The organism is Aeromicrobium sp. Root344, assembly GCF_001425755.1.
In the GTDB taxonomy this organism is placed as follows: domain Bacteria; phylum Actinomycetota; class Actinomycetes; order Propionibacteriales; family Nocardioidaceae; genus Aeromicrobium.
In genome coordinates, this window is the sequence record NZ_LMDH01000001.1 from 2,678,290 (window position 1) to 2,692,497 (window position 14,208).

The window sequence follows — 14,208 nt, forward strand, 5'->3', positions numbered from 1 at the left end:
GAACGGCTACGCTCGCGGGCGTGACTTCGACGATGGCGCTGCGCACGCGCGTGTTCGCGGCCCTGCTGGGCCTCACCGACAAGGGCATCGAGGACGTCGTCGACCTTCCGGCACACCGGGCGAAGCGGGTCAGGCTGCAGCGCACCCTCCCCGGCCAGTACGTCTTCGGCCGCGCCGACCGGGCCGCGGTCGCGGAGGAGATCGCGGTCGGCAACGGCTCCCGTGCGCTCGTGCATCGGCCCGCCGACGCAGCCGCGCCGCTGCCCGTCGTCATCAACTTCCATGGCGGCGGCTGGGTGCAGGGCAACCCCGAGCAGTCGCAGTGGATGGCGAGCCGGATCGCCGTGCGCAATCGCGCCGCCGTGATCTCGCCGGCGTACGCGCTGGCGCCCGAGCACCCGTTCCCGGCCGGCGTCGAGGACTGCTGGGCGACGCTGGAGTGGGTCGTCGCGCACGCCGACGAGCTGGGCATCGACCCGGATCGCCTCGCGGTGATGGGTGACAGCGGCGGAGGCAACCTGGCCGCCGTGCTGGCACTGCTCGCCAGGGACGCCGGTGGTCCCAAGGTCCGGGCCCAGGTGCTGATCTATCCCGGCACCGAGATGTACGACCGCTACCCGTCCGAGGATCGTCATGCCGAGGCCCCCGTGCTCACGTCGAGGAACATGCGCGCGTTCGCCCGGCTCTACATGGGCGAGCGCTACGGTGACGAGGACTTCCGCGCCTCGCCGATCAGGGCGACGTCGCACGCCGGCCTGCCGCCGGCGTTCATCCTGACGGCCGAGCTGGACCCGTTGCTCGACAACGGCTCGCGCTATCGTGACGCACTCGAGGCGGCCGGCGTGGCGGTCCGCTATGCCGAGTACGCGGGCGCGATCCACGGGTTCATGAGCCTGCCGGGTGTCGTTCCGGTCGCGAAGCGGGCGCTCGACGACATCGTGGACTACCTCGGTCGTACGCTCTGAGGCATTGTGACAGTGGTGCTGTCACGGTAACGTCAGGCCATGCGACGTGACCACTGGCAGCGCCGGATCGCCGAGCTCGACCCGGAGACTCAATACGAGGAGATCGCCCGGATCGGCCTCCACCACGAGTTCCCGTGGGACTACCAGCAGGCGCTGAGCTTCGCGTTGTTCCGGACGTACGCCGTGCCGTCGATCGGCCGGCTGCTGTTCGACACGGGGGAGTTCACCGAGCGCACCCAGAAGCGGCACGACGACACCGCTCTCGTCCTGGAAGCCGTGCTCGTCGACGGCATGGAGTCCCCGGACGGTCGAGCCGCCGTGCGCCGGATGAACCAGATGCACGGCAGCTACGACATCTCGAACGACGACCTGCGTTACGTCCTGGCGACGTTCGTCGTCGTGCCGCACCGATGGCTGCAGGACTACGGCTGGCGCAAGCCCAGCGACCGTGAGGTGACCGCCGGGGTCAGGTACTACCAGCGGCTGGGCGCGCTGATGGGCATCAAGGACATCCCGCACGACCTCGCCGGGTTCGAGGAGCTGATGGACTCGTACGAGACCGAGCACTTCACGCCGGACCCGAAGACGCGGGCCGTGGCCGACGCGACGCTCGAGCTGCTGGTCTCGTTCTATCCACGCATCGCCGCCAAGCCGGTCGAGGTGTTCAGCCGCGCGCTGATGGACGACGCGCTGCTCGAGGCGTTCGGCTACGAGAAGCCGTCGCGCCTGGTCGTCGCGATGGCGCGGGGTGGCCTGCGGCTGCGGGCCCGGATCGAGCGGTTCATGCCGCCGCGCCGCACCCCGCAGTACGCGCGCGACCTCAAGCGCATCAAGACGTACCCGGGTGGGTTCATGGTCGAGCGGCTCGGCACCTTCCCGTCGACCATGCCGGAGATGGACGACGTCGCCTGAGTTGTACATCCGCGTGACTTTCGTGACCCGCGTCTCGTTATGACTCCCAAGTAACTTGGGAGGCTTCATGCGGCCGGTCTCACGCCACCGTCACTTCTGGCCCGTCACGATCGCGATCACCACGATCGCCGTCACGATGGGATCGTTCCCCGCGTACGCGAGCTGGGCCCAGCAGTTCCACGACCGACCGGCGACCGCACCGGCTGCCGGGGCCGTGATCGACGAGTCGAAGCCGCACACGCACAACGACCCGGCGACCAAGAACGCGATATCCCGGGCGCCGCAGTCGGCCGACACCGCTGACCCCACGACCCTCACCGAAGCGGTCACGCACGTGAGCAGAGTCGCCGAGCAGCGCGACGAGCCGGACCCGACCCTCGTACCCACCACGTCGCCCGCGGCACGTACCGCGGTGCCCCAGGACCGCTATGCGATGGCCGGCGGGTGCTACGCGCTGCAGTCCGCGACGACTGGCAAGTGGGTCGTGCGCGACGGTGGAGGCTACGCAGCCAAGGGCACCTCGCTCACGGGGGCGCTGCCGTTCCACTTCCAGGCGACCGACCTGGGAACGTACCTGCTGTTCGCGCCCGACAAGTCCTTCCTGGGTGCGAGCACCCTGACGCGGCCGAACCCGCACCTGAACCCCAGCGCGATGTCCGACTGGACCGTGACGAAGTCCGGCTCGACCTTCACGTTCAGCCTGCCGACGAAGAAGATCTCGCTCGGCCGGTCGTCCACCGGTGGGCTGGTCAACGGCGCCGCTGCGCCGTTCAACCTCAGGCTGGCGAACGGGTGTGCCGCCTGGCCCGAGGTCGATGTCAACGTCACCGGCAACCCCTTCGCGGGTGCGACGCCCTACCAAGAGGTGCGCGGCTACCTCGACGCACACACGCACGGGATGGCGTTCGAGTTCCTGGGCGGTGACGTGCACTGCGGCCGCCCGTGGCACCCGTACGGCGTCGCGTACGCACTCAAGGACTGCATCGACCACGAGCTCACCGGCGGCAGTGGCGCGGTGCTCGAGAACTTCCTCAAGGGCGGCACGATCGAGCCGCACGACACCGTCGGCTGGCCGACGTTCAAGGACTGGCCCGCCCCGGACTCGCTGACCCACGAGGGTACGTACTACAAGTGGCTCGAGCGGTCGTGGCGTGGCGGACAGCGCATCCTGGTCAACCTGCTGGTGGAGAACAACCAGCTCTGCATGCTCTACCCGCTCAAGCGCAACTCGTGCGACGACATGGCGTCGATCCGCCTGCAGGCCGGCGACATGCGCAAGCTCGAGCGCTACGTCGACGCGCAGAGCGGCGGCCCGGGCAAGGGCTGGTACCGCATCGTCACGGATCCGTTCCAGGCGCGTGAGGTCATCAACCAGGGCAAGCTCGCGGTCGTGATGGGGATCGAGACCAGCGCGGTGTTCGGCTGCTCCAGCAAGCTCGACCGGCCGCAGTGCACGACCGCCTCGATCGACCAGCAGCTCGACGAGGTCCATGCCCTCGGCGTGCGGCAGATGGAGCTGGTCAACAAGTTCGACAACGCGCTGGCAGGGGTGGCCGGCGACACCGGCACCGCCGCCCCGCTGATCAACGCCGCCAACTTCCTCGAGACCGGGTCGTTCTGGGACATGCGAAAGTGTCCCGACGGCAGCGATCCGGAGGTGCACGACAAGGATCAGCTCGCGCTGCCGTCCGTCGCGCCCCAGCAGGATGCGCTGTTCGGCGCTATCGCGGGGCTGGCAGTGCCGATCAAGCTCCCGCTGTACGCCTCCGGGCCGCACTGCAACGCGCGCGGTCTCACGAACCTCGGTGACCACACGATCGAGGAGATGGCCAAGCGCAAGATGATCTTCGACCCCGACCACATGAGTGTCGTGGCCCGCAAGTCGTCGCTGGACCTCGCCGAGAAGCTGAAGTATCCCGGCGTCGTGTCGAGCCACTCGTGGGCGACCCCGGACGCGTACCCGCGCATCTATGAGCTGGGCGGGGTCGTGACGCCGTACGCAGGGGACAGCGCGGGCTTCGTCGAGAAGTGGCGCAAGCACCTGACCTGGGCAGACCCGCGCTACTACTTCGGCTTCGGCTACGGCGCCGACATCAACGGCCTGGGTGCACAGGGCAACCCGCGCGGCGCGAACGCCCCCGACAAGGTGACCTATCCGTTCGCAGGTCTCGGCGGTGTCACGATCGACAAGCAGGTCAGCGGCAAGCGGACGTACGACATCAACGTCGACGGCGTGGCGCACTACGGCCTCTACCCCGACTGGATCGAGGACCTGCGCAAGCAGGGCGGTCAGGCGATCGCCGACGACATGGCCCGCGGCTCCGAGGCATACCTGGACATGTGGGAGCGCGCCGTCGGTGTCACCAACGACGCGTGCCGCGATCCCCGGGCGATCAAGGCCGAGAGCGTCATCAAGGGCATCCCACTCGGCACCACGGTGCAGAACGTGCTGCTCAAGGCCGGGCAGCCCCACACCCGGCTCGCGACGACGTTCACCTACTGTGCTCGCAGCGCTGCTGGGTCGAACGTCACCCGCACCGTCACGTTCGGCTCGACCGGCAAGGTGACCAGGATCAGCTGACCGGGAAGCATCGGCGGGGGTCGCGCGTTGCCCATGACGTGAGACTTTCCGTGCTGGACCTCGTCCCCGTACGCACCGACCAGTCGACCGGGGACGCGCTGGCCGCGACCGTGTCGCTCGCGCAGGTCGCCGACCGTCTCGGCTTCACCCGTTTCTGGGTCGCCGAGCACCACAACATGCCGGCGGTCGCGGCAACCTCGCCGCCGGTGCTGATCGCGATGCTCGGTGCGCAGACGACGTCGATCCGGCTCGGCTCGGGCGGCGTCATGCTGCCCAACCACGCACCGTTGGCGGTCGCCGAGCAGTTCGCCCTGCTCGAGGCCGCGACGCCCGGCCGCATCGACCTCGGCATCGGGCGCGCCCCGGGCTCCGACCCGGTCACCTCGATGGCGCTGCGCGGAGCCGCGGGTCGCGACGACACCGACATCGAGAACTTCCCGCAGTACCTCGACGACGTCGTGGCGCTGATGGGCGCCGAGGGCGTACGTGTCGCGGTGCCGCGCCAGAACTACGTCCTCAAGGCGACGCCCGCCGCGTCGACCGAGCCGCGCATGTGGCTGCTGGGCTCGTCGATGTACTCGGCGCACCTCGCCGCGGCGAAGGGCCTGCCGTACGTGTTCGCGCACCACTTCTCGGGTCAGGGCACCGCCGAGGCGCTCGAGGTCTACCGCTCGGAGTTCCAGCCCAGCGACCTGGCCGCGGAGCCCGTCACGTTCCTGACGGTCAATGCGTCGGTCGCGGAGACCGAGGAGGAGGCCGCGGCGCTGATGCTGCCCAACCTGCACATGATGGCCCGCCTGCGCACGGGGCAGCCGCTGACGGCGCTCGACCTGGTCGAGGACGCCCAGGCGCTCGAGCTGCACCCGCAGGCCGCGGCGATCGTCGACTCCGGGCTCGCCCGCGCCGTCGTCGGGACGGCTGAGCAGGCGGCGACCCAGATCCGGGAGCTCGCTGCGAAGTTTGGCGTCGACGAGGTCATGGTCAACCCGGTCGCGTCGGCCAGGCGTGGCACCGATCCGCGTACGGCTCCGGGACGCGAGCAGACGTTGGAGCTGCTGGCGAAGGAGCTGCTCTAGAGCTCCGTGTACATCACGTGCAGCCCGACCCGGCCTTGTGCCGGGTGCTCGAACGCCCCGGGGACCGTGCCGACGATCGTGAAGCCGTGGCGCTCGTAGAGCTCGACGGCTGACGTGTTGGACGCCGCGACGGCGTTGAACTGCATGCCGGCATAGCCGCGCCCTCGTGCCCAGTCGAGGGCGTCGCGGACCAGCGCTCCGCCGATGCCCTGGCCCCGAGCGTCCTCGGCGACCATGAAGCTCGCCGTCGCGACGTGCGAACCGGGCCCGGGCCGGTTGGTGTTCATGTGCGCCGTGCCGAGGATCTGGCCGTCATCGTGGGCGACGACCGTGCGGCCGGGCGGCGGCTGGACCCAGAGGTCGTACGCCTGCTCGGACGTCATCGCCGGATCGTAGGTGAACGTGTCGGCCGCACGGATGACAGCACGCACGATCGGCCAGACCTGCGCCCAGTCGTCGGCCTGGAATGCACGGACCTGCACGTCAGAACCAGATGCTCAAGAACGGTGCGACGGGGGAGCGGAACATGGCGTCGAGCGCGGTGGCGTCGCCGTGCACGCGTCCGGCCGACTGCAGCACACGGGGCGAGGTGCCGCCGAGATAGATCACCGCGAGGTCCGCGATCGTCATGGACACGTCGGCCGGCTCCTCGGTCGGGGAGACCGTGGCGGCCCCCGCATCGTCGATCTCGAGAGCCCAGCACCCGTCGCCCGCCTCGAACGGATCGGTCACGCGCAGGACCAGGCGACCGGACGCTGCATAGGTGCGCGCCTCGAGCGCGGCCGGGACGTCGAGGACGCGGATCCAGAGATGGTCGAGCTCGGCGACCTTGACGGCGCGGAAGTCCGACACCATCCACCGCACGGGTTCGTCGACCGGTCGCAGGTGCGCCTTGACCTCGGACACGAGATCCATCTCGAGGACGAACCGCCACAATGCGGCGTAGGCGTCGTCGGTCGCCGTCACCAGGTGCAGCAGGTCGAGCCGGTGCTGGGTGAAGTCGTCGGGGTTCTCGGTCAGCGTGTAGCTGGCCCACCCCTGCATCTGGCCGTTCTCGTCGTCGTAGCGGACGTGTCGCTGCTTCTTGGCGACCTCGTCGTCGACCATCATGCCGAGCTGACGATCCCAGAGGACACCGTCGTAGGCGATCTGGCCGGGGGTGGCGAGGCGTACGCGCTCGACCAGGGCGAGCCCGGGCTCGAGGAGCTGGTCGGCGTTGACGAAGTGCACCCGCCCGGCCGGCCGGGGACCGGTCCAGCTCGCCCGCCGGGCGTCGATCGTGAGGTCGCGCGCCAGTGCCGCCGGTCCGAAGCCGAAGTGTCCGTAGATCGTCGACTCGGACACCGTCAGGGTGGCGATGGGTGCGCCGTGAGCCTGCGCCGTGCGGAGCTCGGCCTCGATGAGTGCGCGAGCGACGCCGCGCCGTCGGTGGGTGGGCGCGACCGTGACGTCGCTGATCGCCCAGGACCGGACCGCGCGGTGGCCCGGCACTGTGAGGTCGGCGGGCCACACCTTGGTCGTGGCGACCGGCTCCTCCGGCACGGGGAGGGAGTCGTCGTAGACGCCGGTGATGCGGCGGTCGATGGAGTAGCCGTGCCGCTGCTCGATCGCCGCGTCGGTCTGCTGGGGGCCGTGAAAGCCGCGTGCCTCGGCCCGCGTCCAGGCGGCGAACGCCTGCTTGTCGGAGACGTCGAGGAGCTCGAGCCGGAGCCCGTCGGCGGCGAGCCGCTCGCGAGAGGTGGGATCGATCGGCAGGTCGAGGTGGTCGTTGCCCATCTGCTCAGGCTATCCATGCCGGCGGACAACCTGACGCCCACCGATCCCGCGGAGTTCATCCTGCCGTCGATCGCCCGTCAGCCCGGGGCGGGATCGTCGAGTCATGTCAGACATCACGCTTCCCTCGCGGTGGTCGCTGCTGGTGCGATTCCTCGCGGGACCGACGCTCGTCGGGCTGGTCGCCGGATCGGTCGCCGCCGTCGTCGTGCCGCCGCGGTCCTAGTCGCTGATCGCCACTCCGGCGTCGGCCCACTCACGGTGCACGTCCGGCAGGTTGTCCGGTGACACCGCGGCGGTGAGCCCTTCGAGCACACGCACGGCGAATCCCTCACGTGCCGCGTCGAGAGCCGTCGCACGTACGCAGTAGTCGGTCGCGATGCCGCACACGTCGACCGCATCGACGCCGGCAGCGCGGAGCCAGTCGGCGAGGCGTACGCCGTCGGCGGATGCACCTTCGAAGCCCGAGTAGGCGGCGGCGTACTCACCCTTGTAGAAGATCTCGTCGAACAGGGCCGGCTCCAGGGGCGGGTGGAACTCCTCGCCCGAGGTGCCGACGACGCAGTGACGCGGCCATGAGTCGACGAAGTCGGGGTCGTCCGAGAAGTGCGAGCCCGGATCGATGTGGTGGTCGCGGGTCGCGGCGACCGTGGCGTACGTCTTGGTGGTCAGCAGGTCGGCGACGTCGGCCGCGACCTGGGCGCCGCCGGTGACGGCGAGCGAGCCGCCCTCGCAGAAGTCGTTCTGCACGTCGACGACGATCAATGCTGTGGTCATGTGCGCTCCTCGTAGACGGTGTCGATGGCGGGTTCGCCGCGCATGAGCTGCATCGCCGACAGCGGCAGCTCGGCGAGCGACGTACGGAGCCGGTCGCGGGCGTCCTCGAGCGTCGCGTCGTGCACGCGTGAGCCGTCGCGGACGAGCTCGACCAGCAGCGTACGGTCGTCACCGTCGTCGACCGGGGTGAGATCGATGCCGATGACCTCCGCCTGCGCCGTGCCGTCGGCGTCGCGGCGGCGCAGGGCCGACTTGCGGCCGCCGACCGAGATCTTGTCCTTGCTCTTCTTGGCGACCGGCACCATCTCGCCGGTGGGGTCCTCGCGCGACACGAGCTTGTAGACGAAACCGCTGGTCGGCGCGCCGGACCCGGTCACCAGCGCGGTGCCGACGCCGTATCCGTCGACAGGTGCCGCGGCCAAGGCGGCGATGGCGTACTCGTCGAGGTCACTGGTCACGGTGATGCGGGTCGACGTGGCGCCGAGGTCGTCGAGCTGCGTGCGGACCTCGGCGGCGAGGGCCACGAGATCGCCGGAGTCGAGGCGTACGCCGCCCAGCTCGGGACCGGCCACCTTGACGGCGGTGCGGATCGCCTCAGGGATGTCGTACGTGTCGACCAGCAGCGTCGTGCCGGGGCCGAGCGCTCGCACCTGCGCCTCGAACGCGTCGCGCTCGGTGTCGTGCAGCAACGTGAACGAGTGGGCGCTGGTGCCGGTCGTCGGGATGCCGTACGTACGACCGGCCTCGAGGTTGGAGGTCGCGGCGAACCCGGCGACGTAGGCCGACCGGGCCGCGGCGACGGCCGAGCCCTCGTGCGTACGCCGGGACCCCATCTCGATGCAGGGCCGGTCGCCGGCGGCGGTGATCATGCGAGCTGCGGCGGAGGCGATCGCCGAGTCGTGGTTGAGGATCGACAGGAACAGCGTCTCGAGGATCACCGATTCCGCGAACGTGCCCTCGACGATCAGCACGGGGGACTGCGGGAAGTAGAGCTCGCCCTCGGGGTAGCCCCAGATCGTGCCGGTGAACCGGTAGTCGGCGAGCCACTGGATCGTGTCCTCGTCGACGACGTCTGACTCCCGGAGCCAGTTGAGCTCGGCGGCGTCGAACCGGAACTCCTCGAGCGCGTCGAGGAGTCGCCCGATGCCAGCCACCACGCCGTACCGGCGGCCCTCGGGCAGCCGTCTCGCGAACAGCTCGAACACGGAGCGTCGCTGCGCCGTGCCGTCGCGCAGCGTGGCCTGCAGCATCGTGAGCTCGTAGCGGTCGGTCAGCAGGGCCGTGGAGGCGTTCACGGTGTCCAGCCTAGAGGCGCACGGGGAACGGGGCTCAGACGTCGAGTCGGCGGAGGCAGCCGCAGAGCCACATCACGACGCCGACCGGGATGAGCAGGAACCGGCCGAAGACCGTGCTGTCGTACGCGTCGCCGTGGTCCGTGAGCCCGATCGCGGTGAGGGCGACGCCGGCAACGACCAGGGCGACGGTCGCGAGATTGCGACGGGTCGGCCGGGCGTACGCCCGCAAGGCCGGCAGCAGCGCGGATCCGAGGAGTGCGACTGCGAAGAGCGTCCAGAGCGTGCCGGCGGCCACCCCATGTTCGTGCCCGCTCGAATATCCCGCCATGACAGCGAGCGCGGGGACGACGGGGATGACCATCCACCCTGCGACGCGCGTGTCCTGCCCCCGGTCGATCGTCATGCTCCGAGTATGACCGAGGCGGGGGCACCGACCGCGCGGTTTCACTCCGTCAGGTGCCTGGGACACAATGGCCGTATGACCACGCCGTCGCCCGTCGAGATCGCGGAGCCCGACGTTGACGAGATCGTCGAGCTCGAGGATCCCTGGGTCACCATCGTCTGGAACGACCCGGTCAACCTGATGTCCTACGTCGCCTACGTCTTCCGCAACTACTTCGGCTACACCGAGGAGAAGGCGCACGAGCTGATGCTCGCGGTGCACCACGAGGGCAAGGCCGTCGTGTCGAGCGGCAGCCGCGAGCAGATGGAACGCCACGTGCAGGCCATGCACGAGTACGGCCTGTGGGCCACGCTGGAACGGCAGGATGCATGAAGCCGTTCAAGAAGCGCCGCCGCGGGGGCATCACCGCGACGTTCGAGGCAGGCGAGGCGCACCTGCTGGCGAGCCTGTCCGGCCAGGTCGTCGAGCTGCTGCGCGACCGCAACGGCGCCGACGAGTCGACCGCCGACCCGCTGGCGACCCAGCTGGGCATGGGCGGCCCGTCGCTGCCGCCCGAGGACCCGGTCCTCCGTCGCCTGCTGCCCGACGCCTACCGCGACGACGAGGAGGGCGCCGGCGAGTTCCGGCGGTTCACCGAGCGGTCGCTGACGTCGGCCAAGGTCGCCAACGCCGAGGCGCTGATCGGATCCCTCGTCGACGGCGGCCTCACGTTCGGCACGCCGGTCGACGACGACGAGCCGCAGATCGAGATCGAGCTCGACGACGCCGAGGTGCAGGCCTGGCTGCGAGCTCTGACCGACGTGCGCCTGTCGCTCGCCGTGCGACTCGGCATCGACGCCGAGGAGGACGCGATGCTCATCGCCCAGTCCGAGGACGAGGCGATCGCGGCGATGTCCGAGATCTACGACTGGCTCGGCTACGTGCAGGAGACCCTGATCTCCGCACTCGACTGAGCGCCGACCTCAGGCGCTCCGCTCGAGCTCGTCAAGCTGCCCGGCGACGACGAACGCCACGACCTGCCGCACGACGGCATCGTCCCGCAGGATCCGGTGGTGACCGAGCCCGTCGATCGTGGTGAGCCGCGCTCCGTCCCACGCGTCGACGAGCTGCACGGCCGAGTCGTACCTCGCCAGCCGGTCAGCCGGGTCGTGGATCACCAGCAGGTCAGGACGCTCGATCTCCTCGGCGATGCAGACGAGATCGACCTCGTCGACCGACAGACCGACCCGGTCGTACGCACGCTGCTTGAGCCGCTGGCGAATGCGCGGACCGAAGCCCAGGCCGGCCTCGAGCGTGGGCAGGTGGTCGCCGATGCGCACCATCGGCGCCACCAGGGCCAGCCGCTGGGTGCCCAACCAGCCGTATCGCAGTGTCAGCCCGGTGGCGAGGCCACCCATGGAGTGCGCGACGACGGCATGGGCCGGGCCGTGCACCGCCGCCACGGCGTCGAGCGCGCGACCCATCTCGACCGCATGGCCCTGGCCCGCGACGGCGCCGGGGTCGGAGCTGCCGTGGCTCGGCGCATCATGCGTGACGACTGAGAAGCCGGCCGCGAGGAGGGGTGGCACGAACCGGGCCAGCTGGGTCTCGTTGCCGCCCCACCCGTGCACGAGGTAGATCACCGGACCGGATCCCCAACGGTGCCCGCGGACGGTGTGGCCTTCGGACTCGACCTCGAACGGCGTCCCTCCGGGCGGCAGGTCGCCGACCCGCGACGCGGGCAGGGTGAACCACCAACGGTCGGCCCAGCGGGCGCCGAGCGCGGGCGCGACGTGCTCGAGCGTCCGGAAACCGGCGCGCAGCAGACGCTGAGAAGGCCGAACGGTCGTGCTTTTTTGCGATGATGAGAGAGCCATGTCAGATTCCTTTGCTGGAGGTCAGGCGGCGTGCGTGATGAGCGAGTCGAACGCGCGGCGCACGCGTTCGAGGGCCTTGGGGTCGCGCAGGAGGCGCGAGGAGTGCTGGTGGGCGAGGGTCAGGGCGTGCAGCTCGTACGCGAACTGCTCGAGGTCCAGGTCCTCGCGGAACTCGCCCTCGCTGACGGCGGTGCCGGCGACGGTGACGATCATCTCGAGCCAGTCGTGCTCGTCGCGGACCAGGGCGTCGCGGACCGGACCGGGCTGGTCGTCGAGCTCCGAGCACGCGGCGACGAACAGGCAGCCGCCGTCCGCCGATGTCTCGGACCAGGTGACCCAGGCGTCGAACAGGACGCGGAGGCGGGCGACGCCGCGCGGCGCCTGCAGCGCGGGGCGTACGACCTGGTCGACGAACCGCTCACGGGTGTGCCGCAGGATCTCGATCTGCAGCGCCTCCTTGGAGGCGAAGTGCGCGTAGAGGCCACTCTTGGACATCCCGGTGTGCGCGGCGAGCTGGCCGATCGTCATGCCGGTGAGCCCGACCTTGGCGGCGACGGCGGTCGCCTCGGTCAGGATCGCGTGTCGCGTCTCGTCACCCTTGGACATGGACCAGTTATAGCACGGTCGTTCTTTTCTGTCGACTACTCCCTGGGGCGTACGCCGCAATGCTCCGCCGGTGCGATGCTCGCGCCCGGCTGGTTCGCCTACCGTGAAGGCATGTCCGTCGACCTGAGAGCCGTGCCGCGGCCTGCGCTTTTCGGCTGGCTGCCATTGACGGTCTTCCAGGTCGCCGGTACGGTCGGCGCCCACCACAACCAGGCGGGCCACCGCGGACTCGACGCGCTGGCGATCGCCATCGCCGCTCTGGGCCCGGTGTCGCTACTGTTCCTCCGGCGTTGGCCCAGGCAGGTCCTGGCGTTCGTGGTGGCGATCACGGTGGCGTACGTCCTGCGCGACTACGCGTTCGGACCGGTGCTTGCGAGCCTCGCGATCGCGACCGTCATCACCGTCGTGCGGGGACACCGGATTGCCGCGTGGCTCGGGCTGGGCGCCGTCGTGGTCACGGTGCTCGCGGTCCAGCGGCCGATGTACGACCGGGAGTGGTCGTGGTCCTGGCTGTCCGGCGCGGTGGCGTGGTCCCTGCTCGTGCTGGCTGCGGGAGAGCTCGTGCGGGTGCGGCGCGAGCGCCTCGTCGCGTCGAGGCAGGCGCGGGCCGAGGCATCCCGCCGGCAGGCCAACGAGGAGCGCCTCCAGATCGCCCGTGAGCTCCACGACGTCGTCGCCCACCACATCTCGTTGATCAACGTGCAAGCCGGCGTCGCGCTGCACATCGTCGACCGCAGGCCCGAGCAGGCGCAGACGGCGCTCGAGGCGATCAAGGACGCCAGCAAGGACGCGCTCATCGAGCTGCGGTCGCTCGTCGGGGTCCTGCGGGACGTCGACGAGCAGGCCCCTCGCCGCCCCTCGGGCACCCTGGCGTCGCTCGACGACCTCGTGGAGCGCAGCGGCCACGCCGGGCTGGCGGTGCGCAAGACCGTGCGGGGTGAGGTACGTCCGCTGCCGTCGTCGGTCGAGCTCGCCGCCCTGCGCATCGTGCAGGAGGCGATCACCAATGTCGTACGCCACGCCGCTGCGTCACGTGCCGAGATCGAGCTGGCCTACGACGACGCGGCGTTGAGCGTGACCGTCGAGGACGACGGCCGTGGCTTCGACCCAGACGACAGCGGTGGCACGGGCATCATCGGCATGCGCGAGCGCGCAGAGACGCTCGGTGGCACGCTCGAGGTCGGGCGCGCGGGCGCCGGTGGCACCCGGGTGCACGCGTCGCTGCCGTTGAGGAGTCGCTCATGATCCGCGTCGTGCTGGTCGACGACCAGGCGTTGCTGCGGGCGGGATTTCGCGCTCTGATCGACGCCGAGGAGGACATCGAGGTCGTCGCCGAGGGCTCCGACGGAGGCGAGGCCGTCGAGGTCGTCGCTCGCCACGTCCCCGACGTCGTGCTGATGGACATCCGCATGCCGGGCGTCGACGGACTGGAGGCCACACGGCGGATCACGGCCGACCCGGCCCTCGAGGCGGTGCGCGTGGTCATCCTGACGACGTTCGAGCTCGACGAGTACGTCTTCGAGGCGGTCCGCATCGGGGCGAGTGGCTTCCTGGTCAAGGACACCGAGCCCGCCGAGCTGCTCGCCGGCATACGCGCCGTCGCAGCCGGTGACGCTCTGCTGTCGCCCGGGGTCACCCGCAGGCTGATCTCGGAGTTCGCGGACCGCAGCCGCGGGACGGCCAGCCCGGCAGTGCTCGAACCGCTGACCGATCGCGAGCGCGAGGTCGTCGCCCTCGTCGGCGAAGGCCTCAACAACGACGAGATCGGCGCCCGGCTGTTCATGAGCCCGGCGACCGCCAAGACCCATGTCAGCCGCGCGATGATCAAGCTCGACGCGCGCGACCGGGCCCAGCTCGTCGTCATCGCGTACGAGTCCGGTCTCGTACGCCCCGGCTGGTCCTGAGGCGCCGCGCGTACGCCCGGCGGCGTACGTGAAGAGACTCCCCGCGGCCGATTCGCCGAG

Annotated in this window: 15 protein-coding genes; 8 read left to right on the forward strand and 7 right to left on the reverse strand. The window is 70.3% G+C overall.

Annotated elements, in window-relative coordinates:
- Nucleotides 1-20 precede the first annotated feature (20 nt).
- The 4 genes from ASC61_RS13170 to ASC61_RS13185 all read left to right on the forward strand — a co-directional run bounded on the left by ASC61_RS13170 (nt 21) and on the right by ASC61_RS13185 (nt 5,534).
- Nucleotides 21-965 carry an alpha/beta hydrolase gene (locus tag ASC61_RS13170; protein WP_082530662.1) on the forward strand — a complete coding sequence of 315 codons (945 nt, stop codon included), beginning with the start codon at nt 21-23 and terminating at the stop codon, nt 963-965.
- A gap of 39 nt (nt 966-1,004) precedes the next feature.
- Nucleotides 1,005-1,877, forward strand: coding sequence for an oxygenase MpaB family protein (locus ASC61_RS13175; protein ID WP_056212609.1), 873 nt, complete (start codon nt 1,005-1,007; stop codon nt 1,875-1,877).
- A 67-nt stretch (nt 1,878-1,944) separates the two neighbouring features.
- Nucleotides 1,945-4,458: a hypothetical protein gene (locus tag ASC61_RS13180; protein ID WP_056212610.1), complete on the forward strand. Its 2,514-nt coding sequence runs from the start codon at nt 1,945-1,947 to the stop codon at nt 4,456-4,458.
- Nucleotides 4,459-4,508: 50 nt separating this feature from the next.
- Nucleotides 4,509-5,534, forward strand: coding sequence for an LLM class flavin-dependent oxidoreductase (locus ASC61_RS13185; protein ID WP_235503556.1), 1,026 nt, complete (start codon nt 4,509-4,511; stop codon nt 5,532-5,534).
- On the opposite strand, the gene ASC61_RS13190 is transcribed toward ASC61_RS13185, so the two are convergent.
- The 5 genes from ASC61_RS13190 to ASC61_RS13210 all read right to left on the reverse strand — a co-directional run bounded on the left by ASC61_RS13190 (nt 5,531) and on the right by ASC61_RS13210 (nt 9,782).
- The gene (locus ASC61_RS13190) at nt 5,531-6,016 is read right to left on the reverse strand and encodes a GNAT family N-acetyltransferase (RefSeq protein WP_056212615.1); all 486 of its coding nucleotides are present in this window, start codon (nt 6,014-6,016) and stop codon (nt 5,531-5,533) included. The two genes, ASC61_RS13185 and ASC61_RS13190, sit on opposite strands and share 4 nt — an antisense overlap.
- A 1-nt stretch (nt 6,017) precedes the next feature.
- Entirely contained in the window at nt 6,018-7,310 is a 1,293-nt protein-coding gene (locus ASC61_RS13195; protein ID WP_056212617.1) for a GNAT family N-acetyltransferase, read from the reverse strand.
- A 219-nt stretch (nt 7,311-7,529) separates the two neighbouring features.
- Nucleotides 7,530-8,084, reverse strand: coding sequence for an isochorismatase family protein (locus tag ASC61_RS13200; protein ID WP_056212619.1), 555 nt, complete (start codon nt 8,082-8,084; stop codon nt 7,530-7,532).
- The gene (locus tag ASC61_RS13205) at nt 8,081-9,379 is read right to left on the reverse strand and encodes a nicotinate phosphoribosyltransferase (protein ID WP_268750615.1); all 1,299 of its coding nucleotides are present in this window, start codon (nt 9,377-9,379) and stop codon (nt 8,081-8,083) included. Before ASC61_RS13205 ends, ASC61_RS13200 begins: the two co-directional genes overlap by 4 nt.
- 34 nt (nt 9,380-9,413) lie before the next feature.
- The gene (locus tag ASC61_RS13210; protein ID WP_056212623.1) at nt 9,414-9,782 is read right to left on the reverse strand and encodes a hypothetical protein; all 369 of its coding nucleotides are present in this window, start codon (nt 9,780-9,782) and stop codon (nt 9,414-9,416) included.
- 75 nt (nt 9,783-9,857) lie between these two features.
- Between ASC61_RS13210 and clpS the strand changes: the two genes are divergently transcribed.
- Together clpS and ASC61_RS13220 are read left to right on the forward strand one after the other, a co-directional pair.
- On the forward strand, nt 9,858-10,154 hold the full coding sequence (clpS, locus tag ASC61_RS13215; RefSeq protein ID WP_056212624.1) for an ATP-dependent Clp protease adapter ClpS: 297 nt from the start codon (nt 9,858-9,860) through the stop codon (nt 10,152-10,154).
- Complete coding sequence (locus tag ASC61_RS13220; RefSeq protein WP_056212626.1) at nt 10,151-10,735, forward strand: DUF2017 domain-containing protein; 585 nt, start codon at nt 10,151-10,153, stop codon at nt 10,733-10,735. Before clpS ends, ASC61_RS13220 begins: the two co-directional genes overlap by 4 nt.
- A 9-nt stretch (nt 10,736-10,744) precedes the next feature.
- Here ASC61_RS13220 and ASC61_RS13225 read toward each other — a convergent pair whose 3' ends face one another.
- Both ASC61_RS13225 and ASC61_RS13230 read right to left on the reverse strand, forming a co-directional pair.
- Nucleotides 10,745-11,638: an alpha/beta hydrolase gene (locus ASC61_RS13225; protein ID WP_056212628.1), complete on the reverse strand. Its 894-nt coding sequence runs from the start codon at nt 11,636-11,638 to the stop codon at nt 10,745-10,747.
- 21 nt (nt 11,639-11,659) lie between these two features.
- A complete protein-coding gene (locus tag ASC61_RS13230; protein ID WP_056212630.1) occupies nt 11,660-12,244 on the reverse strand; it encodes a TetR/AcrR family transcriptional regulator in 585 nt (194 codons plus the stop codon).
- Nucleotides 12,245-12,355: 111 nt separating this feature from the next.
- Between ASC61_RS13230 and ASC61_RS13235 the strand changes: the two genes are divergently transcribed.
- Both ASC61_RS13235 and ASC61_RS13240 read left to right on the forward strand, forming a co-directional pair.
- Nucleotides 12,356-13,489, forward strand: coding sequence for a sensor histidine kinase (locus tag ASC61_RS13235; protein ID WP_157439491.1), 1,134 nt, complete (start codon nt 12,356-12,358; stop codon nt 13,487-13,489).
- A complete protein-coding gene (locus ASC61_RS13240; protein WP_056212633.1) occupies nt 13,486-14,148 on the forward strand; it encodes a response regulator transcription factor in 663 nt (220 codons plus the stop codon). The genes ASC61_RS13235 and ASC61_RS13240 overlap by 4 nt, the downstream gene beginning before the upstream one ends.
- Nucleotides 14,149-14,208 lie beyond the last annotated feature (60 nt).

Coding starts and splice junctions, on each gene's coding strand:
- clpS (WP_056212624.1), top strand. CDS start 9,858: ATGACCACGCCGTCGCCCGTCGAGATCGCGGAGCCCGACGTTGACGAG.
- ASC61_RS13180 (WP_056212610.1), top strand. CDS start 1,945: ATGCGGCCGGTCTCACGCCACCGTCACTTCTGGCCCGTCACGATCGCG.
- ASC61_RS13220 (WP_056212626.1), top strand. CDS start 10,151: ATGAAGCCGTTCAAGAAGCGCCGCCGCGGGGGCATCACCGCGACGTTC.
- ASC61_RS13240 (WP_056212633.1), top strand. CDS start 13,486: ATGATCCGCGTCGTGCTGGTCGACGACCAGGCGTTGCTGCGGGCGGGA.
- ASC61_RS13175 (WP_056212609.1), top strand. CDS start 1,005: ATGCGACGTGACCACTGGCAGCGCCGGATCGCCGAGCTCGACCCGGAG.
- ASC61_RS13200 (WP_056212619.1), bottom strand. CDS start 8,084: ATGACCACAGCATTGATCGTCGTCGACGTGCAGAACGACTTCTGCGAG.
- ASC61_RS13195 (WP_056212617.1), bottom strand. CDS start 7,310: ATGGGCAACGACCACCTCGACCTGCCGATCGATCCCACCTCTCGCGAG.
- ASC61_RS13230 (WP_056212630.1), bottom strand. CDS start 12,244: ATGTCCAAGGGTGACGAGACGCGACACGCGATCCTGACCGAGGCGACC.
- ASC61_RS13235 (WP_157439491.1), top strand. CDS start 12,356: ATGTCCGTCGACCTGAGAGCCGTGCCGCGGCCTGCGCTTTTCGGCTGG.
- ASC61_RS13225 (WP_056212628.1), bottom strand. CDS start 11,638: ATGGCTCTCTCATCATCGCAAAAAAGCACGACCGTTCGGCCTTCTCAG.
- ASC61_RS13210 (WP_056212623.1), bottom strand. CDS start 9,782: ATGACGATCGACCGGGGGCAGGACACGCGCGTCGCAGGGTGGATGGTC.